The organism is Micromonospora sp. NBC_00421 (assembly GCF_036017915.1).
Classification (GTDB): Bacteria; Actinomycetota; Actinomycetes; order Mycobacteriales; family Micromonosporaceae; genus Micromonospora.
Map to the genome: position 1 here is coordinate 2,330,090 of NZ_CP107929.1, position 25,379 is coordinate 2,355,468.

13 protein-coding genes are annotated in these 25,379 nt (G+C 67.9%); 3 read left to right on the plus strand and 10 right to left on the minus strand.

The genetic code is table 11. The features are described from left to right. Positions 1-10: 10 nt before the first annotated feature. Positions 11-2,059, plus strand: coding sequence for a DUF262 domain-containing protein (locus OHQ87_RS10140; RefSeq protein ID WP_328347202.1), 2,049 nt, complete (start codon positions 11-13; stop codon positions 2,057-2,059). Positions 2,060-2,410: 351 nt separating this feature from the next. Here the strand turns inward: OHQ87_RS10140 and OHQ87_RS10145 are convergent, their stop codons facing one another. The 5 genes from OHQ87_RS10145 to OHQ87_RS10165 all read right to left on the minus strand — a co-directional run bounded on the left by OHQ87_RS10145 (position 2,411) and on the right by OHQ87_RS10165 (position 12,956). Then, positions 2,411-2,575 (minus strand): hypothetical protein, encoded by a 165-nt coding sequence (locus OHQ87_RS10145; protein WP_328347204.1) that lies wholly within the window; start codon positions 2,573-2,575, stop codon positions 2,411-2,413. Beyond that, the gene (locus OHQ87_RS10150; protein ID WP_328347206.1) at positions 2,539-3,264 is read right to left on the minus strand and encodes a phosphotransferase; all 726 of its coding nucleotides are present in this window, start codon (positions 3,262-3,264) and stop codon (positions 2,539-2,541) included. Before OHQ87_RS10150 ends, OHQ87_RS10145 begins: the two co-directional genes overlap by 37 nt. A 179-nt stretch (positions 3,265-3,443) precedes the next feature. Then, positions 3,444-4,460: a serine/threonine-protein kinase gene (locus tag OHQ87_RS10155; RefSeq protein ID WP_328348795.1), complete on the minus strand. Its 1,017-nt coding sequence runs from the start codon at positions 4,458-4,460 to the stop codon at positions 3,444-3,446. Then, entirely contained in the window at positions 4,342-6,531 is a 2,190-nt protein-coding gene (locus OHQ87_RS10160; RefSeq protein WP_328347208.1) for a UvrD-helicase domain-containing protein, read from the minus strand. Before OHQ87_RS10160 ends, OHQ87_RS10155 begins: the two co-directional genes overlap by 119 nt. Further along, positions 6,528-12,956 (minus strand): DEAD/DEAH box helicase, encoded by a 6,429-nt coding sequence (locus tag OHQ87_RS10165; RefSeq protein WP_328347209.1) that lies wholly within the window; start codon positions 12,954-12,956, stop codon positions 6,528-6,530. The genes OHQ87_RS10160 and OHQ87_RS10165 overlap by 4 nt, the downstream gene beginning before the upstream one ends. A gap of 353 nt (positions 12,957-13,309) precedes the next feature. Here OHQ87_RS10165 and OHQ87_RS10170 point away from each other — a divergent pair, with 353 nt between their 5' ends. Beyond that, complete coding sequence (locus tag OHQ87_RS10170) at positions 13,310-14,134, plus strand: hypothetical protein (RefSeq protein WP_328347210.1); 825 nt, start codon at positions 13,310-13,312, stop codon at positions 14,132-14,134. 10 nt (positions 14,135-14,144) lie between these two features. Here the strand turns inward: OHQ87_RS10170 and OHQ87_RS10175 are convergent, their stop codons facing one another. From OHQ87_RS10175 to OHQ87_RS10185, 3 genes are read right to left on the minus strand one after another with little or no spacing between them, the layout of a single operon-like run. Next, a complete protein-coding gene (locus OHQ87_RS10175; RefSeq protein ID WP_328348796.1) occupies positions 14,145-14,366 on the minus strand; it encodes a Scr1 family TA system antitoxin-like transcriptional regulator in 222 nt (73 codons plus the stop codon). Then, entirely contained in the window at positions 14,366-15,952 is a 1,587-nt protein-coding gene (locus tag OHQ87_RS10180) for an IS1634 family transposase (RefSeq protein WP_442930736.1), read from the minus strand. The genes OHQ87_RS10175 and OHQ87_RS10180 overlap by 1 nt, the downstream gene beginning before the upstream one ends. Continuing rightward, complete coding sequence (locus OHQ87_RS10185) at positions 15,931-16,782, minus strand: helix-turn-helix domain-containing protein (RefSeq protein WP_328347212.1); 852 nt, start codon at positions 16,780-16,782, stop codon at positions 15,931-15,933. Before OHQ87_RS10185 ends, OHQ87_RS10180 begins: the two co-directional genes overlap by 22 nt. 384 nt (positions 16,783-17,166) lie before the next feature. On the opposite strand from OHQ87_RS10185, the gene OHQ87_RS10190 reads away from it, so the two are divergent. After that, complete coding sequence (locus OHQ87_RS10190; protein ID WP_328347214.1) at positions 17,167-17,400, plus strand: helix-turn-helix transcriptional regulator; 234 nt, start codon at positions 17,167-17,169, stop codon at positions 17,398-17,400. A 255-nt stretch (positions 17,401-17,655) separates the two neighbouring features. Here the strand turns inward: OHQ87_RS10190 and OHQ87_RS10195 are convergent, their stop codons facing one another. Together OHQ87_RS10195 and OHQ87_RS10200 are read right to left on the minus strand one after the other, a co-directional pair. Beyond that, positions 17,656-22,572 carry a class I SAM-dependent DNA methyltransferase gene (locus tag OHQ87_RS10195; RefSeq protein WP_328347216.1) on the minus strand — a complete coding sequence of 1,639 codons (4,917 nt, stop codon included), beginning with the start codon at positions 22,570-22,572 and terminating at the stop codon, positions 17,656-17,658. Further along, entirely contained in the window at positions 22,569-25,370 is a 2,802-nt protein-coding gene (locus OHQ87_RS10200) for an SNF2-related protein (protein WP_328347218.1), read from the minus strand. The genes OHQ87_RS10195 and OHQ87_RS10200 overlap by 4 nt, the downstream gene beginning before the upstream one ends. Positions 25,371-25,379 lie beyond the last annotated feature (9 nt).

Here is a 25,379-nt window from a genome sequence, read left to right on the forward strand (position 1 = left end):
AGGAGGCCGTGTGCCCTTTCAAGCACCCATAACGATCACTACCGCTCTCGAGCGGATGGCTCGGCACGACTACGTCCTTCCCGCCATCCAGCGGGAGTTCGTCTGGGGACCCGATCGGATCTGCAAGCTCTTCGACAGCCTTATGCGGGGCTACCCGATCGGGTCATTCCTCTTTTGGAGGGTCAACGGGGACAAGGTTAAATCCTATACCTTCTACGACTTCGTGCGGACTTATCACGCCAGGAACTCCCCACACTGCCCGACCCTCGACGTGGAACGTGGCAGGGATGTGACCGCGATTCTCGACGGCCAGCAGCGGCTGACCGCCCTGAACATCGGTCTCCGCGGGTCGTACGCCGACCGCCTTCCCAGGATGCGTCACAACAATCCGCTCGCCTACCCGACGAAACGGCTACACATCAACCTCCTGGCCCAAGGCCACGATGACGAACTCGAACTGGCGTACCACTTCCGGTTCCTGACTGCGGACGAGGCCAAGAGTCGCAACGAGACCACATTCTGGTTCCCGGTCTCGGAGATCCGCGACATCAGCGAAGGGGACCAGGTCTTCGACATCACCGCCCGCCACGATCTGGGCAACCTCGCTGGGCGGATGCTCTTCAAGCTCTACGAGGTGGTGAAACGTCAAACGTTGATCAACTACTTCGAGGAGGAGGACCAGAGCCTGGAGAAGGTGCTCAACATCTTCATCCGGGTCAACAGCGGAGCGGTGCCCTTGTCCTTTAGCGACCTGCTGCTGAGCATCGCCACATCTCAGTGGCGGGAGCGCGACGCGAGAGAAGAGATCCACGCCCTGGTCGACGACCTCAACCGCACCGGGCAGGGCTTCAGCCTCGATAAGAACAGCGTCCTGAAAAGTGGTCTGGTTCTGCTCGGGAAGGGCGACATCCGGTTCAAGGTCGACAACTTTGACCGACACACGATGCTCGCCATGGAAGAAAGCTGGGACGACATCGAGCGGGCTTTGCGGCTCGCCGCCCAGCTACTCAGCGATTTCGGTTTCTCTTCGGCGACACTACCGGCCAGCAGCGTGATCATCCCGCTCGCCCACTACACACACCTCCGTCAGCTCGACACAGGTTACCTGCGGCGGACAAGCGATGCCGCGGACCGCGAAGACATCCGTCGGTGGCTGCTGCGAGCGGTCATCAAGGGTGGCATCTGGGGCAGCGGCCTCGACACCTTGCTTGGCGGTCTTCGGACGGTCCTGGACACTGAAGCGCGGAATGGATTCCCGCGTGCCGCGCTCGAACGCGAAATGGCACGGCAGGGTAAAGGGCTGCGGTTTGATCCGATTGAAGTAGACGAACTTCTGGATCTGAAGTACGGAGCGACGAAGACATTCGCACTGCTGGCGCTACTCTACCCCGGCATCGACGTACGCAACGCATACCACGTCGACCACGTGTACCCGAGAAGCAGATTCACCAGAGCCCGCCTTCGCGCTGCAGGCATCCCGGAGGAGGACATTTCCGTCTACCTCGATCGCGTCGACCGGTTGGGAAATCTCCAACTCCTGGAGGGGACAGAGAACGTCGACAAGCGCGCCACCCTTCCAGCTGAGTGGGTCGGTCTGGCTTACCCGAATTCCGTTGCCAGACAGGGCTACCTGGACCGCAATGACCTTGGTGAGCTGCCGCCGCTTCCCGACTTCCTGAGGTTCTACGACCAACGGCGTGCGCAGATGCGTGAGCGCCTCCTGCGCCTACTCGACGTGGACCTCTCCGTAGTGCCGGTAACACGGGAACCGGCAGAGGATTCCGGTGACCGCTCATCGACCGAGCGCCGATCGCCCGTACCCGGGTCCCGCCGTCGTGATATCGCTGCCCACATCATCTCGGCGTTCTCCTCGCAGGCACCGCACGCGTTCCTGACGATCAACGAGATCAGGAACCATCGCAGCGCTGAGTACGGCGACGAGTTTCCATCCGCCGGGGCGATATCGGCACGGCTTTTCCCGGCCACGGGCAGCTGCACCGTCCCGGGTGTCATACCCGACATCAACGAACGCGGCGTAAGGGGTGCGCGGAAAGCGTGAGCTGACGCCCACCGCTGCGCCCGGCCCGGTACTCGGGGACTATCGGCATGGACGCCTGCATGTGCTGACGCAGCGCTTCGAGGGCAGGCTCCGGGTCCGGCGGGCATCCGAACAGGATGCAGCCCCATGGCGTACAGGTCGGTGGCCGGTCCCACCGGTCACCCCCGCGCATGCTCCGGCCCGATGTAGGCGGGAGTATGGAGGGCTCTCCGGTGGCTGTGAGCCGGGAGTTCTCAGCCGGCTCAAGCAACGCGGCGATCGAGGCTGACCGGGCGACGGGTGGCTGAGGTTCCTCGGCGGCCACGAACGATTCGACGAGCAGCACGATCGCGCTTGGGCTCGTCGCCGCCCTCAGCCGAGCCCTCCGGCGAACGGCGTCGCCCGCCACTGGTCGAGCATGCCGCCGAGGGCGTCCGCCAGCATCGGCAACTGGGGGGCCAGGGCGAGACAGGAGACGCCCCGCAGCATCCCCACCGCCGTCACGAAGCGCAGCACGTCCCCGTCGAGGTCCCGCATGTTCCGGTGCTGCGCCGCCGCCGGTAGGCGGCCTCGCCGTCCGGACCGACGCCGACGACGTCCCACTCGACGGGCCCCAACGTCACCATCTCGAAGTCGGCGTAGCGATACCCGTCCACCCCGGCGACGATGTTCACGACCGGGGAGTCTCCGTGGACGGGTTGCAGGTCGACCCCGGGAAATGTCTTCTCGAACAGCTCGCGGGAGCGCACGAGGGGTTCCAGCACCTGCCATTCACGGCGGGCGCGGTCCAGGTCGGCCGGGTCGATGAGGTCGGGCTGGCCGTCGAGCGCGACGAGGCCGTCCTCGACGAGCTGGGGTTCGGCGGCGGACAGGAAGGACAACTCACCCGGGTAGTCACGCAGAGCGGCGTGCAGCTCGGATACGAGGCCGCAGCTCGCCACATAGTCAGGCTCCCCGGCCGGGGCCAGCTCGATCAGCTGCCAGAACGTCATCGAGAAACCGTCGTGCCGGACGGGCTCCCGGGGCACGAGAGGGCTGGGCGGAATGACCGGCACGCCCCGCTCCGCGAGCCATCCCGTCACGTCCAGCTCGGCCCGCTGCCGGCCGGCCACGCTGTCGAGGTCCGCATAGCCGGGCAGGACCGTGGGCAGCCGGGCCACGACCGGCGACGGCGCCAGGTGCACGACCACGGAGAAGGCTTCGTAGAGTACGCGGGCGTCGGTCACGTCGAGCCCCTGTGCGCGTCTGACGTGGACAGCCGCGTCAACCGCGCGCCGGGTCCGGTGGGAGATCTGCTCCGGAGTCATGAAGCACGCTACCGACACGTCGGCATCTCCTCGGCCGTCTGGCCGCCGCCCTGATCGGCGCGGGCCGCCCCGCCAAATCGCAGAGACCCCGCGTCCGATCAGTCGCCCGGGGTGGGCGCGGCGGCGAAGGGCAGCAGTAGTCGCCTTACCTGAGCGGCCGTCGCCGGGCGGTCGGCAGGCTCCTTGGCCAGCAGACAGAGCAGCAGGTGGGCAAGGTCGTCCGGCACATCGGGCCGATACTCGTGGACTACCGGCACGGGTGCCTGCATGTGCTGGCGCAGCACATCGAGGGCAGTTCCCGCCTGGTACGGCGGGTGTCCGGCGAGCATCTCGAACAGGATGCAGCCCAACGCGTACAGGTCGGCGGCCGGTCCCACCCGGTCACCCCGCGCCTGCTCCGGGGCGATGTAGGCGGGGGTACCGAGGGTCTGGCCGGTGGCGGTGAGCCGGGAGGTCTCAGCCGGCTCAAGCAACGCGGCGATCCCGAAATCCAGGACCTTGACGGCACCGGTCCGGGTGACCATCACATTGTGCGGTTTGAGGTCACGGTGGACCAATGATGCCGCGTGCGCGACGGAGAGCACCTCGCACACCTGCGCGGCGATCGAGGCTGATCGGGCAACCGGTAGCTGAGGCTCCTCGGCGATGAGATCAGCCAGCACCACCCCGGTCACCAACTGCATCACGAGGTAGAGGTCGCCGTCGTACTCACCAAGGTCGTAAACCGCTGGCACTCCGGGGTAGTCGAGACGGGCCGTGGCACGGGCTTCCCGCCGGAACCGTTTGACAGCCGTCGACCGCTCGTCCTCGGGCACCTCCGCCTGGCGAAGGAACTTGACGGCGACCGGGCGGTCGAGACGCTCGTCATGTCCGGCCCACACCTGACCCATCCCGCCCCGGCCGATCGGATACGTCAGTTCATACCGAGCGTTGATGCGGTCTCCCGCCTGCACTGTCAGCCTCCCTGGTCGCCGGGTCCGCCCATGCTGCCGGCGCTCATGGCTGTTGGCGCTGCACGAGGCGGCTGGTGAGGAAGGGGCTGGGAGTGCCGTGCCAGAACACCACCAGTTCGTCTCGGGGGCGGGTGGCGGCGACGAAGAGCAACGACCGGTCACGCTGACGCTCACGCTGGTAGCGTTTGGGGTCGGTGTCCCGGTGCCGGTTGATCAGTTGGCGGGGCACGAGGCCGTCCGCCACCCCTGCGATGATCATCCGCTGGTATTCCAGGCCCTTGAACCGGTGCATCGTGCCGACATGGACGCCGTCGGGTTGCTTCGGGCCGTCCGGGCCGATCTCCACCACCGGCAGCCCGTCGGCCTCAAGCGTGGCGATCACGTCCGCCGCCAATTCCCTGGTAGGTACGCAGACGGCCACGGATCCGTCGACCGGTCTGCCCCACCCGTGCAGCTGCGCAATGACGAGTTCCCGCTCCTGAGCCCAGGTCGCCGCGCCACGGAAGGTCGGCCGTCCGCCTCGCAGTAGCGACCGGTAGCCCGCCAGATCCTCCTCACCGCCGTCGAGATCGTCGTACACCTCCCCGGTCATGATCTGTAGGGCGTCCGCCAGGATCTGCCGGGTGGTGCGGTAGCTCAGGGTGAGCCGGGACGAGCGGCCCCGGATGTTGACGCCGAGGCTGCCCAGGGTGACGTGATTGTCATAGATGCGCTGATGGGTGTCGCCGGTGAGGAACATGTCGTCCGGGCCGGGCGCGACCATGGCGCGCAGCATCTTCCAGTGCGCGGCGCTGAGGTCCTGCGCCTCGTCGACGACGACGTGACGGTAGCGGGGCCGGTAGAACCCGCCAGAGGACTCCGCAGAAAGGCTGCCGTGGTGGGCCGCCGTCCGGTCCATTTCGAGGCGGGCGGCGCGCTGGGCGACCTGACGCCAGGTCCACACCCCCCGGCTCTCCAGCCAGTTGGTAAAGCGTTCGGTCAGCTGCCAGATCTGGTCCCGCTCGATCCGGGTGAGGCTGCGACCACGCTGGGGGCGGCGGGCCTTGAAGTAGTCGGTACGGGAGGTGAGCACCTGCCCCAGGATCACCTGCGTCCACTCGGCGGCGAGGAAATCCGCCTCCCATCCGGATTCCCCCGCCTCGACGAGGAAGTCGGCCCACAGGTCGGGGACCCGGTTGTCGTCGACCACCCGACGACCGCCGCCGGACTTCGCCTCGGCGACCACCCGGCTGGCCAGTCGGTCGATGTTGATGATGTCCACCCGGGACACCAACTCCTGGCCACCCAACGCCATCAGCCGGGTACGCAGGTCGGCCGCGAGATTGCGGTTGAAGGTGGTGAGCAGGATCGGCTTGTCCGCTCCGGGCGGCAGTTGCCGGGCCAGGTGGGCGACCCGGTGCAGGGCAACGATGGTCTTGCCGGTGCCCGGTCCGCCCCCAACCCTGGCCGGCCCGCGGTACGAACGCTCCACCAGCTTGCGCTGAGTGGGATGCAGAAAGATCTGCCACCGCTCGAATGCCTCACCCAGCATCGCCTGCAACGCCTCGTCGTCGGAGGTCACCTGCGTCGCCGGGCGTTCCACCGCCGCCTCGAAGTCGTCCGGGTCGACCTGGTCATCGGCGCGTACCGGCTCGGTGACCTGCTGGAGGACCTCGTCGTAGGGGGTGCCGTCGAAGAGCGCGAAGAGCACGTCGGTGGTGAGCTGGGGCGCCCGGTCAAGCAACTCCAGCAGTTCCGCCTCGGTCGTGAGGTCACGGATCTGCGGCAGCAGCGGTTCGGAGACGCCGAGTTCCCGCAGTTGCCCGTCGGTGTACGCGGCGAAGAGCGGCTGCTGCGCGATCAACGGCGCGACCTCCACCTCGGGTGGGACGACCCGTCCGATGATGCTGTCGCCGACCGGGCCCAGGTCGACGACCTCGATGCCGCCGGTGATCCGGTTGATCCGGTACGCGTACCGGCTGAGATCGTCGTACACCTCGCCACGGTGCTTGACCGCGACGAGCAGGTAGTCGCGTTCGACGATGTGCAGCAGCAGAGCGCGGTAGTCCTTGTTGACCCGGGCGGACATCAGCCGGGAGTCGCCGTTGAGCGCCTTCAGGTTCAGCCCGGGGTTCTCCGGGTTGTGCCGGAACTTGTGCATGAACTCGTAGACCGCGCCGATGTCGGCCCGGGTGAGCTTCATGACCTCCTTGTCGGCGCGGTCCAGCATGCGCAGGGTTGCCCCGTTGTTCATCGACGTTCTCCCCCGCCTGTCGCCCTGATCTGTGCCGTCAACTCGTCCACCGCCCATTCCCGCGCGGTGCGGGCGTGCCAGCCCGCCTCGGCGTACGCCCGGTCGCGGTCCTCGGTTTCCGGGTCGTCGTCCTGCCCCGTGAGCACCACGGCGATGCGCTGGTCCGGCCAGGCGAGTTCGGCGGGCCAGCCCTGGTCGCCCAGCTCGTAGCCGACGATCGGCGCGGGCAGGCCCTGCCGGGCGAGCTGCTGCACCAACTGACCCAGAGTGATCTCGTCCGGGTCCAGGAAGCGCAGGACATCGCGCCACGGTGATTCCTCGTCGAGCGCCGCCGCTTCAGCGGGCGGCGACTGGGCGGTGACGCCGAGCCACGTCGCCGTCTCCTCGTCGAGCGGCAGCGCGCGTTGGGCGAGCGTGAAGCCGGTGCCTTCGGTGACCGCCATCGAGGCTGGCTCGAAGGCGTCGAGGGCGGACACGGCGAGCTGGCCGGCGTCCCCGCCGCCGTTGGTCAGGAACTGGATCACGTTGCCCCAGGTGAGCCAGCCGGCCCAGCGTTCCTTGTGTGCCGGGTCGGCGATCGCGCCGGGCAGATCGCCGACGACGGTCAGGGCGGTCCAGGTGGGCAGCGGCTTGCTGCGGCCGTCAACGACGAGGATGACCGGGCAGTCGGCATTGTCCCGGGCGCGCGCGATCATGATGTGCCGGGCGTTCGGTCCCGGCAAGGGCTCCCCCTGCAGTGCGGCCAGCACCCGCTGCGGCACGCCAGCGGAATCAGTGGCGGTGTTCTCCCGGGCCTGTTTGAGCAGGCCCGCCGCGGTGGCTTCGGCCCGGCGCTGCCAGCGGGTGAGGTCCGGCTCGGCGAGGAAGCGCATCAGCTGTTCGACGGGGTTCACCCAGACGGTGGCCTCCAGCTCGTCCGGGTCCGCGCCGGGGAGGAACCTGCGGTAGTTCTCCCTGGCCGCCTGCTGGCAGACCCCGCCGTACGGGGTCCACCGCCCCGGCCCGTCCGGGTTCCCCCAGGTCTTGACATCGTCCCAGGTGGCGGCGAAGACGAGATAACCGTGGGCGCGCAGCCGGGCCCGTTTCTCGGCGTCGTCGGCGAGCCGGTTGTGCGCGGCGGTGGCGTGGTACTTGAAGCCGTCGAGGTAGACGGCCACCTCGGGCGACGAGCCGTCCAGGCGCTTGAAGTGCACGTCGGGCCGGGTGCCCTTGACGGTGTTCTGCAGCTTCATCTGCCAGTGCGTGGCGTTGTGCCCGTCGGCGCTGACGAACCGCAGGTCGGCGATGCGGGCGCCGTCGTGGTCGGTGCGTCGCTCGATGCGCAGACCCGACCCCGGCGCGTCACCGAGGGCGAGCAGTTTGGTGAGGAAGCGCATCTCCAGTTCGCTCTCCACCTGGTGGATCAGCGAGATCTCGTCGGTGCGGGTGCCCTCCTCGACGGTCCAGGTGTCGAGGAGCCGATCCAGCATGCCCAACGCCCCGTCGCGGCTCATCAGCGCGAACTCCTCGTTGCGGGCGTAGCGCAGCAGGCAGCGGTGGCAGACGTCCCGGCCCTCGTGCCGGCAGACGCAGTCGGCGATCCGTTGGCGGGCCAGTTCGAGGATGCGACGGAACTCCTCGGAGCGGGCGAGCCGGTGCAGGTATCCAGTGCCCTGCGGCTGGGTGTCGTAGACGACCACGAAGTTGCGGGTGCCGTCGCTCTGCCCGTCGGGCATGGTGGACGACACGACCTGCAGGTGTGCTGGGTCGCCGCCGTACTGGGCGGCGATGCCGAGGCGCACGGCGGCGGCGAAGGAGACGACGCGCTCCGCCACCACGGCGGTCGCCGCCGGGATCAGGATGCGCAACGCCTCGGTCTCCAACTGGTGCGCCAGGATCAGCTCCACATGGGTTCCCGGCCCGGCCGGCGAGCGCCGGTACGGGCACCACGGCCGGTGGTGCTCGGCGCCCTGCACCACTGTCGATCCGGAGGCCTGCGCGGCGAGTTGCTGCCCCACCGCCGGTGCGCCGTCGACCGTGGTGCCGCCGCAGGAGGTGCAGGTGTGGAACCGGTTGATCCGGACCTCGTCGCCCGCGAAGAACTCGGCGGCCCGGTCGTAACGCTGCGCGCCGAGGTTGAAACGGCGGATCACCGCGTGCCGGCTGTAGTCGACACCGAAGGTGTCCCGTGCGTGTCGCCAGGAGGAGTCGACCCTGGCGGGGTCGATGTCGACGGCGATGGCGGTGGCGTAGAAGCGCCGTACCCGGTCGTCGCTGTCGTCGCGGATGCGCGCGTCGTCGCGCCGGTCGCGGCTGAGCACCCGGGTCGGCTGGAGGACCTGGAAGAGCCGCCCGTGGTCGGCGATGCCCGGGTCGGTGCAGCGCGGGCAGGCGCTGGTGTCCTCCTTGGCCAGGTGGGTCCGGACATAGCCGCACTGGGCACAGACCCGCCACTGCTCGTACGCGGGCCGGTCGGTCGGGCCGACATCGAGCCCGGAGATCTCGTGCTGGTAGCCCCGCACGTAGTAGCTGTTGCCGGGGGCGATCTCGACAAGCGCCTGCCGGGCGGGGCGGGCGTACTCGCGCAGTTCGCTGTGGAACCGGCGGTCGCCGTTGCTCTTGTCCTCCCAGGTCAGGGTCGCTTCCAGGTCGGTGCGGGTGTCGATGAGCGCATAGTTCGGCAGCAGCCCGAATTCGACGAGCGTGCCGTGGGCGGCGGCGGCGCTGACGTCGCGCAGCCGGCGACGGACCGCACCCTCCTCCGCCTTCAACATCTTGATCTCGCGGGCGTGGTCGGGGTCGCTGGACACCAGCGTGCCCCGGGCGGCGGCGAGTTCCTGCAACCGGCGTCGCAGGTCGGCCAACCGGGACTCCCACACCTCGTCGGCCTCCTTGACCCGGTGGACGATGCCGTCGACCGCGAACTCGCGCAGCTGGTCGGCGGCGGCCCGCAGGATCCTGTCGCCGAAGAGGGTAAGGAACTCCTGCACCAGCCGGCCGCCGTCGCGGCGACCCGCCTCGGCGAGGCCGGCCAGCCATCCGGTCGGGCCGAAGAGCACGTGCGCCCGGCGGGGCATCGGCAGCACCCCGGCCAACCGGCCCCGGGCGGCCAGGTCGATCAGGTGGGCGAGGTACTGGCGGCGGAGGATCTCCACGGCGGACAGGAAGCAGCCGGGCGGGACGATCTGACCGGCGATCATGTCGCGTGGGTCGGTGAGGTAGTAGCGGTCCCGTTCGGATCGTCCGACCAGGGTCAGCACCAACGCGTTGCCGCTCCGGCGGCCGGCGCGACCGGCCCGCTGGACGTAGTTGGCCGGGCCCTGCGGCAGGGACGCCAGCACCACCGCGGAGAGGGCCCCGATGTCGATGCCCATTTCCAGGGTGGGCGTGCAGGACAGCACGTTCGGGTCGGTGTAGCGCTCGCCGTCGCGGAACTGCTTCTCCACCGTCTCCCGCTGGGCGCGGGTGAGCATGCCGGTGTGTTCCCCGGTGACCACCCGGAACACCGGGCTGTCGAGGTAGAGGCGACGGTAGTAGTCGTCGGGGGCGGTGTCGTCGGGGGTGGCCCGGAGTCGACCGCGACAGCGGTACTGCCGGCACGGCTGGCCGAGCCAGTCGGTGACCCGCTCGGGGTGTTCGGTCTGCTGCCAGTGGCAGGTGTCGCAGCCGACCCCGGCCGACCTGGCGGACGCGTCGTCGAGGCGGGTCACCCGCAGGTGGCCGGGCAGCAGCCCGTACACCGTGTTGCCGTCGTCGGTGTCGCCGACGGCGACGATGTCGGCGGCGGCGAGCGCCGGCAGCAGTCGGGCGAGGAACCCGGCGGCGTCGCCGAGGTCCAGGCCGAGGCAGCGTGACGTCCAGTCCTGGTACCAGTTGCCGCGCGCGGTGATCACGTCGAACTCCGAGCGGGACTTCGGCGTCGCGAGCAGGAACGCGGGTGCGGAGAGGCCGTTCGGGAAGGCGGGCATCCCCGCCGGGCGGCCGCCCCAGACCTGCCACCGGGTGCCACCGCGCTTGAGGTACGGCACCAGCCACTCGTGGTAGACCGCACCCCGGGTACGCAGCCGTTCCAGCAACCCGCGCAGGAAGGCGAGGTAACGGGCATCGTCGGGCGGTGCGCCGAGGATGCCGGCCGGTCCGGTCAGGTGCACATCCCGGCAGATGGCGGCGGCCCGTGCCGGATCGTCGAGGGTGACCTCGACGGCGACGCTGCGGGTCAGCTCCAGGGTGCGGCCCTGGCGGGAACGCAGCCCGGTCTCCATCACGGTGGCGAAGACGAGCCGTTCGCTGATCAGTTCCCAGGTGTCCCGGCTGCCGTTGTGCTCGCCGGCGAGCAGGCTGTCGACCCCGGGTTGGTCGTGCAGGTCCGGCGGGACGACGGTACAGAGGATCTCCGGTTGCGCCGCGCCCTCGATCATCCGGGCGATGAGGTCGTCGAGCCCGATCGACTCCCCGGTGACCAGTCGGCTGGCGAGCAGGGAGCGCAGCGAGAACGAGTAGGACCGGTTGGCGACGAAACCGGCGCGGTGGGCGGCGTCCTGCACGGAGTCGTTGAAGAGCAGCGTCTTCTTCTCGGCCTCGTCCAGCTCGCCGCCGGTGAAGAGCTGGGTGATCGCCACCGAGGCGAGGGTGGCCAGGCCTGCGCCGAGGAAGCGGATGCCGTGGTCGAGTTCGCAGGAGGGGCAGCGGTCCTTCTTGGCGCCGTCGATGTCGAGGACGTCGCCGAGCACGACGATCTCGTCGTCGCTGATGTCCCGGTCCCGGTGCTCGTCGAAGGGGCGCACCCGTCGGCCGTACTCCAGGACCAGCAGGCCCCGGGCGCGCTGGCGTACCTCGTCGTCGGTGGCGGCGATCAGGGCGCGGACCTGGCGCTTGTCCCGACCGACGCTGGCCCGGTAGATCTTGTCCGGGTCGGTCTCCAGCTCCTGCGGGTCCTTCTCCGGTGACAGCGCCATCCAGCCGGAACGCCCGCAGTGCCGGCAGTAGACGGCCGGCAGCCGGGGGTGCCGGTTGTCGGCCACGACCAGGTCGGCGTCGGTGGCGTACGGGTCCAACTCGCGTGGCGCTTCGCCGTACCAGCCGAAGGTGGCCCGGTGGGAGGTGCCGCGCAGCAGCCGGGCGACGGCGCGTACCCACAGGTGGGTTTCGATGTTGAGCAGCGGACGGCCGGGCGCTTCCGGGTTCTGCGCGACGGAGAGCAGGCCGACGAACCGGGTGAGGGCCTTCGCGGTGATCTCGGGCCGGGTCTTCATCACGCTGCCCCAGCCGGTGGCGTTCTTCCGGGGCAGCACGTCGATGATCTCGTCGAGGGTGCACGGGCGGGCCTGGAGCGAGTCGAGCACCGCCTTGGTCAGCGGGTGCTGCCGCAGCAGCGCACCGAGACGCGGCGGGTCGTCCAGGCAGCGCTCCCCGAGGATCAGCTCGGCGACCTCGGCCAGCATCCGCCCGGGGTCGCGGTCGTCGATCGCCGCGAGTTGCTCGGGGGTCGGCAGCGGCAGGCTGAAGTCCTGGCGGGCGACGAACTCGCCGGCACCGTAGCGGTCCTCCCCCACCAGCGATGCGGCGTCGAAGGCGACGCCGAAGACCTGCTCGGCGACCTCCCGGATCGCGGTACGACCGTCCCGGCCGCCGCCCTCACCGAGGGTGGCGGAGGTGGCCACCGGGCAGATCGGCCCGAGCGGCCGGTCCGGCTCGTCGAGACCGAGCGCGGCGGCGAGCCGGCGCAGCAGCATCGCCACGTCGGTGCCCTGCGCGCCGTCGTAGGTGTGGAACTCGTCAAGCACCACGTACGCCGGCTCGGCGCCCTCCCACAGCGGGAGGTCGTCGTCGCGTTGGAGCAGCAGGTCCAGCATCTTGTAGTTGGTGATCAGGATGTCCGGCGGGGTGCGCCGCATCTCGGAGCGTTTGGTGAACACGTGCGGGTATTCGATGGCCGCGACGTCGCCGATGTAGAGGCCGGCGGTGACCGCGCTGAGCGCCGGGTCGGTGAGCAGTTCGTTGATCCGCTGGGTCTGGTCGGTGGCCAGGGCGTTCATCGGGTAGAGCAGGATCGCCTTGATCCCGGCCCGGCCCTGCTGCTTCTGCCGTCGGCAGTGGTCGAGCACCGGGATCAGGAACGACTCCGTCTTGCCGGAGCCGGTGCCGGTGGTGATCAGGGTCGGCTCGGCCGCCCGCCCCTTGGTCGACAGCCGGGCGAACGCGTTCGCCTGGTGCAGGTAGGGGGTGAAGTCGGCCGGGGCCCAGTCCAGGCACGCCCGCCAGTTTCCCGCCGCCGGGCGGAAGGGGGTGCGGATCCGCAGGTACGGCCCCCGGAAGATGCCCTGCTCCGGGTGGGAGAGAAAACCCTCCAGACCCTGGCGTACGCCGTCCTCGGTGAGGCCGAAGGTGGTGGTGAGGTACTGGGTGAGGGTCCGACGCAAGGTATCGGCGGCGATGGTCGGCCTCATGAGCGAATCACCCGAGGCATGCTACGTCAGCATCCACAGTGTGTTGTTGTCTGAGTGACCTGACCGGACGGTGAGTCGGATCGGCGACACAGCGCCGATGTGTTTCAGCTGCATGGTTATGTCTGTGAGTCCCCGGCTGGCGCAACATCAACTCCCGCCACCATGGCACCACCGTCTCGACGACGAGCATCAGCGGTGTGCTGGCGTGCGGTCCTTGGGCCGATCGCCTCTCCACCCGACCCTTCCGGGCATCCACATGTGCTGTTCGGCCGTCCAGAACTGATCATCTGGCTGCGCGATCCGGGCCGCACAACAGAGCACAATCTGTGCAGATCTCTCGAGAGGATGACTGGGTGACGGTCCGCGCGTTTTTTATCTTGCTGACGGCAGGGTTGGTGGTGGGCCTCGCCGGCTGTGGCGACGCCGCATCGGTGCCGCAGGGCGTTGCATCTTCGCCTGCTCGGACGCCGAGCGATAAACCCAGCCTGACGCCGAGCCCCAGCCTCAGTCCCACGCCGAGCTCCTCCCCCACGCCGCTGGTGCCGTCCGGCAACGTCGTCGATCTATCATGTCAGGATCAACACGGCACCAACCGCGACTTGAGGATTTACCCTGGCCCGAAAGGCCCCCCTGATTTTTCGGAGGCATGGGCACTAAAGCTGACCTCGTGTGACGTTGTCAACAACTTCTATGAGAACAAAGTCAAACCGCTCTCCCCCTTGGAGAATGCCGTATACAAGGCATCCGAGGGAGATGACGACGACATTTCCTTTCAATACGAGGAATGCGCGTCTGTAGACCCGGATGATGAGGCCACCGAGCCCGGTTTCAGCGTGAGCGAGGAAGACATACCGCAGATGACCGCGACTCTCAAGCTGTGCTCCAACCATCCTCAAGCGGCAAAATGGCGGGGTGCATTAAAGCGGGGACAGCGTGACGTCACGCTTGAACGGGAGGGACGCATCTTTGACGATGGCACCTACCGGGTGGGCAAGGACATCAAGCCAGGTACATATATTACGCGCGACGTGGCGGGCTGCTACTGGGAGCGGCAGAACCGCAACGGCGGAACCATTGACAACTACTTTGTCAATGGCGCCAAGCGAGTTCAGGTCACTATTCGTTCCAGCGACTACGGCTTCCACACCGAGGGATGCGGCACCTGGCACCCCGCCTGACGGTGGGCAGTCAGGCATCCCGGTGGTGGACCTCGGCGCTGATCTTCTCGATAAGCCGGCGGGACTCGTCGTGGTCCAGGGCCACCGCGTCCAGACCGGCCCAGGCCTCCTCGTACGCGGCCACCTCCGATTCTCCGTCGAGATAGAGCGCGCCGGTCAACAGCTCGCGGTAGACCACCGGCGGGTCCGGCTCGACCCGGTTGACCGGCGGGAAGACCCGACTTGGGCCAATTAGTGCGTGCCGTGGATCGCATCGAGGGCGGTCTGGAGATCGTCGGGGACGGGGTCGGCGGCGGTAATGGTGTGGCCGCCGGCCTGGATCTGGATGGTGCGGTAGCGGCGGGCGGTGGTGACGAAGCGTTTGATGCTCCAGCCGGTGGTGTTCTCGATCCATCGGGACACGGCCAGGGCGGCGAACACGATGGTCAGGTGCGCTTCGATGGATTCGCGGGTGTGGTGGTAGATCGGTCGGGCGGCCAGGTCGGTCTTGGACATCCGGAAGGACTTCTCGACCTGCAGGAGCCGGCTGTAGGCGCTGATCACCTGCTCCGGGTCGGGGTTGGACAGGTTGGTGACGTAGCCCTTGATCCCGGCCAGGGTCCGGTTCTTGGTCTCCAGGGTGCGGTTGACGCTCTTGGTCGCGCCGGTCAGGCGCACGTACCTGTTCCGTTTGACCGGTGTCTTGCCGGCGACGGCGTTCTCGGCTTTGCCGACCTGGGTGTCGATTCCTCGTAGGGTGCGGCGGGCCCGGTCGGCCCGGTACTGGTAGAAGATCGTGTGATCGCGGCGTTTGTCGCCGGTTCCGGCCGGCCAGGGCTGGACGAACACGTGCCCGTCGGGGATGTCGGTGTCGGGGTGGGCGTCGCGCCACGCGGCGACGACGTAGGGCACGTCGGGGACACGGGCGCCGAGGATGAACGACAACCCGGCGGCTTCGATCGCGCGTTTATTCGCCTCCGACACCATCCCCGCGTCAGCCACCACCGTGACATCGGACAACCGGTGCGCGTCCAGGAACGCCCGCAGCACCGGCATCATGGTGGTCGTCTCGGCCCGGTTGCCCTCGAACGCGTGCACCATCAACGGGAACCCCGCCCCGTCGGTCAGCAACCCCACGGTGATCTGCGGCTCCAGACGGCGCTCTTTCGAGAAGCCCGGCTCACGGAACCCGTCACCCTCATCGGCCTCGAAGTACAACGTCGTCACGTCGTACAGCAGCAACGTCGACGGGCCCAGGCACACATGCTCGGCGCAGGCACGCGCCAGCCGAGCCCGCCACTGCCCGCCAGCGGGATCGACACCACCCTGCCTCCCCAACCCCGAATCGCCACTGCCGTCGGAAGCGGCGGCGTCGGGGTTCTGATCAGCTCCGGCGTAGACCCGCAGTCGCCGTTTCACCGTCCGGTAGGACGGCGGATCCATGCCGGCCTCCGACAGCACCCGCAGGGAGTCCAGCTTGCTGGTCGGCTCGATGATCCGGGCCACCACCAACGCGGCGAACACCTCGTCGCGACCGGTCGCGGCCCCGAAGCCCAACACCTCAAAGCCCCGACACAACGCGTCCAGCAAGTGCCCCATCCGCGAGGAGGTGATCGGCAATGGAGCACCCCCGTTGGCCGGGCTGTCCGGCAACCGTAGGTCCAACTCGCCCTGCCCCGCGGCCATCCGCTGCTGCGCCACCGCCTTCAACAACTCCAGGTCCGCGTCCGTGTGCGCGGACCCGATGTGCTCGATATCCCGCGACCCCCGCCGCTGGGAGTGCACGATCTGCACCGCCCGCGCCCCAGAAGCCGTCTTCACCGTCCGCACGTACGCCACGGCCACGCACCATAGAACCCGACCCGTTTAGTGCGCACCTCCCGACACGACACCCCAGGCCACAGCCCTGCCGGCCACGAAATCAGCCAACCGTGGCCCAAGTCGGGGTAGACCACCGGCGGGTCCGGCTCGACCCGGTTGACCGGCGGGAAGTCGATCAGCAGGAACGGGCCCGCGAGGAGTGCCCGGTGCACCCCGACGGCGAGCGGCACCACCCGCAACGACACCTGCGGTAGCCGACTCGCCTCGACCAGGTGCCGCAACTGCGCGACCATGACCGCCGGATCGCTGACGGCACGCAGTAGCACCGCCTCGGCGAGCACCACCTCAAACCGGGGTGCCGCCGGCAGCCGCCGCAGCACCTCCTGCCGCCGCAGCCGTACCTCGATCAGCCGGTCCCGGTCCCCCACGGTGAGGTCCGGCCGTTGCCGACACACGGCCGTCGCGTAGTCGCGGGTCTGTAGCAGCACGGGGATCATCCCGTCGGCGTGCTCGCGGAGCCGACAGGCGTCGGCGGCCAGGCTGACGTAGGGCTCGCACCAGCGGGGCAGCGGATCACCGTAGGCAGGCCACCAGCCCTTCGCCCGCGTCTCCCCGGCGAGGGTGACCAGCGCGCCGGTCAGCTCGGGCCGCGCAGCGTAGCGCTCGCACATGACCCGCACGTCGCTGCGACTCACCGCAGACCGGCCCGCCTCGATCTGCCACAGCTTGCGCCGGCTGTACTGCAACGCCTCCGCCGCGCCGTCCACCGTCATGCACGCCTCGACCCGCAACTGCCGCAGCACCCGCCCGAGGTGCCGACGCGGCACCGACGACCCGTCGTCAACCATCGGCCCGCCGCCCCTCCCCCGGCCCGCTCCCCCGCCGCCCGTGGCACTCACCCGACGGCAGCAGCGCGTAACGGACCGCCCGCTGGTTCCGGGCCACCCCCACCCGCCGCACGCCCCGCCCGGCCCCCACCACACCGCCGCCCCGCGAGGCCCCAGACTCATCTGGTACGCCCACCAGCCCGCCCGAGGGCCGCGAGCGCCCCGACCCACCCCCCTCCGGTACGACCTCCCCCACCAGGTCAACACCTGCCCGCCCCACCCTCAGGAACCACTTCCACCGCCGACCCATGGACCCTCCCCTGCCTCGGGCTCACCAAGCGGGTGAACACGTGCACAGCCTACATGCTTATAAGCGTCTGCACAGTGTGATCGCTCAGGGGGCACATGTTCAGTTCGGGTGCTTCTAGCGTTGGCCCCGTGGGAAAGCTCCGGCTGGTAGCGAGCCAAGAGGTGCAGGAGATGCTTGGCGTCTCCCGCACGCGCGCCTACCAGATCACCAACTCGAAGTCGTTCCCCGATCCAGTGGCTGTCCTGTCAGTCGGACGGATCTGGCGGGCAGAAGACGTCGAGCGATGGATAAAAGACCACCGACCGGACCTGCAAGACACGGAAGCCTAATGCGGCCGACTTGTTGATTACGTCAGATCCGCCCGGCATCGAGTAAATCGTCCTACCCCTTCACAAACTCCGGCACGCAAGTGACGCACGGGGATGAAGTGTAATTTCCGGCGCGCCTCGATCACATCTACAAGTACGTGGACGTCGACCGCTATCGCCGCCAGCTTATCGATGTCCGCGATCATCCAGACCCCTTATGGGAAAACCCCTGCGCGGTCACCGCACTCTCCTCTGAGAGTAAAAGAGATTAGCGGGCTACGACGGCTGCCAGCCCGCCTCGATCGCGTCTTGAAGCCGCTGACTGAACACGGCATGCGCCTGCCGATACTCACTCTCCCGATCTGCTTTGTAGAACGGCGCCGCATAACCCTGGGGCACAGAATTTGAATCGGAATCTTCAAGGTACCTCATGAGCTGATCAAAATGCGACCTTGTTTGACCCTGACCAAAGGTGTAGGGATCTGCGGCAACCTTACGGCCATTTGAATCGAACCACATTTCATTCTCTCGGTCAATCAGAATCGGATACCGCGCCCGCAACAAAGCGAGGAGCTCTTCTATTCCGATGCCAAGCAAGACTGCCACCAGAGCATCAATCTCCACCAGTGCCGATCGCCGCGCTCGCTCGGTTCGCAAAGGGCTATCATTATCCCATTTTGGATCTGCGGTTCCGAGTGGTTCGATACCTTCCCACGCTACTGACCAAGTTTCGGACGACCATTGCCGCTCATACAACTCGGACCACAACTCAGAGTAGCTCTCCGTTATGCAGTTCAGCCGAAGCGTGCGAAGTAGGAGACTCGCGGTCAGTGGATGCTGTTCACTCGGCCCTGGAAGCGTTACCACTGTTCCAACATCGAGATGCCCGCGCCCAGTGATACGAAGCTGGTAATCAAGGGGGATCGCCGCCATGAGTCCAGCCATGATTGCTGTCTTCCGATTATTCTCTAGCGCCATGGTCCGAACGGCGTTCACATGACAGGGTCCTGGTGGCACAATCGCCGCGAACAATGAACGCTCTATGTCGAAAGCAATCATTTCTCGCCAGGCAACGCGATAGTAATCCGTATAGCGCCGACTTCCCCAAACATCCTGCCTCGCGCGACTGGCATGTTCATCCCCTGAAAGGACATAGTTGGTTCTGGGTATGAACTCAGGGGCAAGCGTGGTCAAATCGAGCGATTCCCAGTCGCTTCTGGCGCGACAAGGTACTCGCGGTTGCCTAACCAACGGAGTTGCAATCCCGAGATGAGGTCCTTGAACGACTAAGCCACGCAGGCTGGACGGGACCTCTTGATTCCATCTAATCAGCCCGCCTTTTTTGGCGTTAGCCTCATCATAGCCACGACAGATAAAATAGGGCTCGTTTGCAACCCTGCGTCTAACACTTGAGAGCGCAGCAATGGCACGCTCCTCTGCCGCAGTGATTGGTTGTAGCAGCGCGGATCGCGTCACCGGCTCTCTGCGCTCTTCATCCATTAGCTGCTGCCATATACGCAAAGTGCGTTCGTCAACATCGATCACCCGCGATCGGTGCGGCCGGTTGTCCCATGATCCTCGATACCGCTGACCTGGCACCTGTCCTCCACCAACGTGGTCCAAGGAAGCCAGCACGACCGACGCAGCATAGAGTCGACTTAAATGGCGGAATCTAATGCGTCCCGGCGGCCCATAGATATGCATCCCAAATTCGGTACTCCGAGTTGCATCCGCGAATGCCCAGTTGGCAGCATTTACGAAGCCAGCATGCACTCGCAGATGCCGGTAGGAGGCCTCACGGAGCACCCCCTCTTTAGTGCCAGCAAAGTGGGTATCAGGGTGCACCAAGCCCGCCGCCCCTTGGGGGCCAAGATTATTCCACACCTGGCACATCATCGCTCGGTACAGATTCGGCTGAGTACCAACAAGCAGCGGAAAAGCGACCGAGTTTCCGATAAAGGCAACGGTGGCAGCGTTATTTGTCAATTCCATGCGGAACGTAGTCCCAGGAAGATGCAGCTTCAATAGGTCCACCTTCCGCCCACGCCAAGATTCAGCAGAGGGTTTTTCAATCAACCGAAACCACGGATCATGCTCAGCGAGGATCGACGCTTCATCCCATCGTGGCCTTACCCATGGCGGATTACCCACCTGAAGATCAAAACCACCTTTAGTAAAGGCTTGCGCGAAGGCGAGCCCCCAATGAAAAAACCCTTGCTGCTCGGCGATTTGGTCGGCGGCTAGCAGCCAGGGGAACCGGTCCGAGAGGGTCCAAGGTGAGTCGACGCCGATCACGCCGTCGAGCCTGCGCTCGAACTCGCTCATTTCTCCCAAACTCGTGAGCGTCCGGCCGTAGAACCGCTCGGTGCTCTCGTCTGCATCGCTGCGGCCGATCAGCGCCTCGGCGAACGTCAGCCAGTCGTCTAGGTTGGTCAGTGGGACCTGTCGGCGGAGGTGTTCGGCTACCGTCATCCGCCGGGTGCCGGTCGCCTTCGTCGGCATCTTCATCTGCTGCGGCTGCACGTTGCCGAAGATGTCCGCCGTCTCATAGACCACCGGGTCGTCGTACGACGGCTCGTCCTTGACGTGGGTGACCTGGACGGGCGCGGCCGGATACGCGGGGTCGGTGCCGTCGAGGAGGCCGACCTTGTCCAGCGGCCAGAACCACAGCGCGCACCAGACGTCCATAAGCGTCTTGAGCCGCCAGTAGGGCGTGCCGGGCGCGGTCAGGTCGGCCAGGATCTCCTCCCGGGGCACCGCCTCGGTGACCGGCGGCAGGTCGTCGGCACCCCACACCCTGATGTCGCGGCGGATCTCCCGCTCGGAGATGTCCAAGCGCTGCTGCACCAGCCCCCACAGGAACTCGACCCGCCCGGCCAACCCCTGCAACCGCTTGACCTGCGAATTCTTGCCCTTGGCGGACGGCATGCGCTTCATCGCCGTACGCCAGGATTTCAGTGCGGCGGTTTCGGCCGGCGCCAGCTCGCGGGCCTCCTTCTCGCCCGCGACCGCGCCCCAGCCGTCGGCGGGGAGCAGGAAGTGGTGGATGGTGTCGGCGTCGATCGGGCCGTCCCGGAAGGGCTGTTCCTTGGGCGCGGTGGTCAGCCACGACTTGTCGGCGAGCTGCGCCGCAGTGTAGGTCTTGCGTCCGCAGCCGATGAGCGAGTTGCCGCGTTGCAGGTGCAGGCCGAACCACGGCGCTTGCAGGCCGGCGTGCATGACGTTGAGCCAGAGCGACACCTCGGCCAGCTCGACGGCGGTGCGGTTGAGGTCGACGCCGTAGCTGTTGTGCAGCGCGATGTACGCCTTCACCCGCTGGAGTTCCAGGTGGTATTGCTCCGGTTCCAGGTCGACCTGCAACTCGCGGGCGCGGCGGCGCAGGTATTCGGCGGCGACCTGGTTGATCGCCTCGTTGAGGAACGCGCCGGAGCCGAGCGCCGGCTCGCAGATCGTCCAGTCCAGCAGCTCCCGGGCCGGGGTGACCGTGCCGTCCTGGTCGAGCCGGTATTTCAGGGCGAGTTGGACGGTGACCTCGGTCAACGACTGCGGCGTGTAGTAGGAGGCGCTGGTCTGCCGGTCCCGGCCGGCGAGCCGGTAGACGAACTCGCCGGGCTGGTGACTGACCCGGCTGCGGACGCCCGTGTAGGGGTCCTCCTGGTAGACGAAGACGCCGTCGCCGTAGTCGTCGACCTTGGACGCCGGGATCATCCACGAGCCGTCCTTTGGGTCACCGTTCTTGGCGACCTCGTAGAGCTGCTCGGTGGCGACGAAACCGGTGTACGACATCAGACCCTCGTAGACCGCGCCGAGCTGGTTGATGCCGAGCTGCGCGTACGAGATGAAACCGCCACGCCGCCGCTTGCCGCCCCTGGTGAGCATCAGCCGGCGCAGCACCTCGTAGAGGACCTTGTTGCGCAGCCGGGTGTCGATCTTCGGGCCGTCCTCGTCGTCGGGGTCGCTGCCCGGCTCGGGGATCAGCCGGCCGATGAGCCTGGTCCGCTCCGGCAGGAACAGGTCCGACTTCATCGGCTCGAACCGCAGCCCCTCCCCCTCGCTGGCCCGGTCGTCGACAGCCGTGCCGCCACGCGGCCGGTGCCCGTCGTTGACCATGCGGAACAGCAGGTCCAACGACTCGTAGAGGTGGTAGCCGCCCTCGGCGGAGGGGGCCATCCGGCGGGACACCAGGTCACCGAGGCGGGCCAGGCTGTAGCCCTCGACGTACTGCGGGTCGTTGACCGGCAGCACCCCCAGCTCGGGGCGGGCCTCGGCATAGAGCAGGAACAGAATCCGGTAGAGGTAGCGCAGCGCCTCCCGGCCCAGCTCCCTGGCCAGCTCGTCGAGGTCCATCACGTCCTGCGGCTGAAAGCCGGCCTGCCGGATCTGGTCGAGCACCTCGTTGGCGATGAGTTCGACGGAGACCTTCAGGCCCTCGCGGAGTTCGCTGGACACCCCGACGGCGTGCTGCCGGGAGCCGGCGACCAGGTCGGCGAGCGGCTCCGTGCCGCCCTCGGCGGGCGGGCGCAGCGAGTCCGCGCCGAACAGCGCGGCGACGACGTCGAGTTCCTTCTCGTCGTTGCGGGCGTACGCGGTGTCGAGGCTGACGGCCAGGTAGCGGCCCTCGCCCCAGGCGGTGCGGTCGGCGAGGGTGATCACCCCGCCGCTGAGGATCAGCACGTAGCGGGGCTTCGGGCTGTCGGCGGCGAACAGCAGCGAGGCGAGCTTGGCCCCCGTCTCGATGGTCTCGGTGCCCGACAGGGTCAGCGGGTCGAGCAACCGGCCGGCGTCGTCCGGGTCCTGCGCCGCCTCGGTGTCGACCGCCCAACCACAGTCCAGGGCGACGATGCCGTGCGCGGTGGTCAGCTCGGCGTGGGCGACCCGTACCTCGTACTCCTGACCGGAGCGTTCGACGGTGATGGTCTGCGGCTGCGGATCGAAGCCGAGCGCCTTCAGCACCTCATGGTGGTGCTTGCCCAGCCGCTCCGGGTCGAAGAAGTCGTCATCGGTCAGCTCGGTCTTGGCGTCGAAGTACTGCCGGCGCATCCCCCGCAACCCGGCGCGCGGGGTGACCCGACCCGACTTCTCGTCGTCGGCCCACCGCTTGAGCAGACCGCCCTTGAGGGTGGTGGGCAGGATCTCGGCCAGGTAGTGCGCGGAGAGGTACTCGCCCCGGTTGGTCAGCGACTCGAAACTCATGCGGCACTCCCCTGCGACGGTACGAGGACGGCGAGCACCCGCAGCAGCGGATCGCCTGCGGTTTCCAACCGGTCGAGCAGGTCGTGCTGCTCCTGGACGGTGGCGTCGACGTGTCGGCGGCGCTTCTCCCGGTGCGCGCCGGGCAACTCGTCGAGCAGGCTGGCCTGCTGGAAGGTCTCCAACTGCCTGCGGTGCCGGCGTAGCGGCTCGGCGTTGGCCTCGGCCCAGTCGGCGCGCTTGCCCTCGAGGTGTTGCCGGGCCGCGTGGACGGCCGTCGGCAGCAGCGCCGTCAACGGATCGATCGCGATGGGCTCGGCGCGGTTGACCATCGTCGGGCCGACGTTGGCCTCGCGCAGCACCTCGTCCATCGGCCGGATCGTCGGCGCGGCCGGCAGGTCGGCCACCGCCATCCACTGCACGACGGTGGGTTGGCCGAGGCGGTTGGCGTAGACCCCCTGGATCAGGAACGTCGGCGCGGTGACCTCGGCGGTGAGCACCGGTGCCTGCTGGCGGCCCAGCCGGATCAGTACCTTGTCGACCAGCCAGTCGACCATCGGGTGCACGTCGCTGAGGAAGGCGATCTCCGGCCACGTCGGCGTCTTGCTCTGCCGGGCCTGGTCGAGCTTGCGTTGGGCCAGCCGGCGATCGAAGGTGACCTTCAACCGCAGGTTCTCGCCCTCCCGGTGGGCGCGCAGGTAGGAGCGGGGCAGGTCGGTGAGCCGGTGCACCAGGTCGTCGGGGGCGAGGAAGGTCAGCAGCTCGTCCTCGCGGCGCAGGTCGAGGTGGTCCTCCGGCCGGTCCTCGTAGACCTCGGCGAGGGCGGCGTCGACGAAGTCCCGGGTCGAGTCGAACAGCTTCGGCACCCGGGCGCGGGGGACGTCCGCCGCCACGGGGGCGGTGCCCACCTCACCGAACAGGTCGGCCATCACGTCGATCTCGGCGTGCGCGGCGTCGTAGGACTCGTCCACCGTCTTTCCGGCGAGCAGGTCCCGGACCAGGCGGTCCTCCTCGGCCTTGGCGTCATACCGGCCGGTGACCGCCTCGACGCTGCCCAGGCTGCGGTGTGCGGTCTCCTCGCGCCGCAGCAGCTTCTCGGCGACCGTCCGGTCGTCCTTGGCGTCCGGGCGGTCGGAGGTGAGGATCAGCGCCCGGAACTGCGGCTGGTGCTGCTGCCCGTAGCGGTCGACACGCCCGTTGCGTTGCTCGATTCGGATCAGACTCCACGGGATGTCGTAGTGGAACAGGTGGTGGCACTGCCGGTGCAGGTTGACCCCCTCGGAGGCGACGTCCCCGGTGAACAGCAGCCTGACCTCGCTGCCGGCCAGCTCGAACTCCTGCAGGATCGTCTGTTCGTCCTTGTCGGCCACCCCGCCGTGCAGCACCCGGATCGCGCCCGGCCTGAGGCCGAGCATCCCGGGCACCACGTCGGCGAGCCACTTGATGGTCGGCACCCGCTCGGAGAAGACCACCGCCCGGGTGTCGCTGCCCCGCCCGACGCCGATCTCCCTCAGCGCGTCGACCAACCGGCGCAGCTTGCTGGAATCCCGGTCGGTCATCGCCGTGGTCAGCTCCGCCAGCCGGTCCAGCGCCGCCCGCTCGGTGCCGGTGGCCTTCTTCCGCCGGTTGGTCACCGTCTCGTGCAACGCCCGGTGCGACGACAGGAACGACTTCAGCAGGGTGTACGGGAAGAGCCGGTGCTGGCCGGTGATCGCCTCGTCGGTCCACCTGCGGGCCAACCACACGTCGGTCAGCTCGCCGAAGATCTGCTCCTCGATCGGGCTCGCCGGGCAGTGCAGGGCCTGCGACGGTCCCCGGTCGGCCCACTTGTCGCCGATCTGGTCGCGTACCTCCGGGCTGATCTTCGTACGGCGCAGGTAGAGGTGCGCGATGTCGCTTGCCTGGTAGTCCTTCTCGTTGGCGATCGCCGCCGGGTCGAGCAACGAGATCAACCGGGCGAAGGACTCCTTGTCGCCGTTATGCGGGGTGGCGCTGGCCAACAGCAACGCGTCAGTCTTGGCGGCCAGCCGGCGGGCCAGCTCGTTGCGCTGGGTGCCCTTGTTGATCAGGTTGTGCGACTCGTCGATGACCACCGCGTCCCAGGTGGTGGCCTCCAGGTGATGGCCGAACTGGCCGGCGTCCTTGAGGGTGTCCACCGAGATGATGGCCCGCTTGAAGTAGGTGAACGGGTTACGCCCGGCCGGAATCTCCTGCTGGATCCGCTGGATGCCTGTCGAGTCGAGCCTGACCAGCGGGATCGCGAACCGGGTCCACAGCTCCCGCTGGAACTGTTCGAGGACCTGCTGCGGCGACACCACCAGGATGCGGTCGCCCCGACCCCGGCGGATCAGCTCGGCGAGGATCAGCCCGACCTCCAGGGTCTTGCCCAACCCCACCACGTCGGCCAACAGGATCCGGGGCCGCAGCCCGGCCAACGCCAGCTCGACGGGCCGCTGCTGGTAGGGCAACGGGTCCAACAGGAACCGGTCGGCCAGCGCCAACCCCCGCTCGGTACGCGGCAACGGCGTACGCCGCAGCACCGCCTCCAGGAAGAGCCGGCTCTGCCGGAACCGCGACGAGGCGTCCTGGACGAGTTCCGTCTCCTCCGGCACCAGCGGGGTGATGTCTTCGAGCGCGGTGAAGAAGGTCGCCTCGACGTCCTGCACGAACTCGGACACGCCGACGGCCTTCACCATCGTGCCGTCCGCGGTGCCGGTCCGGACGCTGCGGATCAGCCACTCCTCGTCCCGCACGACGATGCGGGAACCCGGGGCGAAGGTGGCGACCTGGGGGGTGGTCATCGGTGGAGC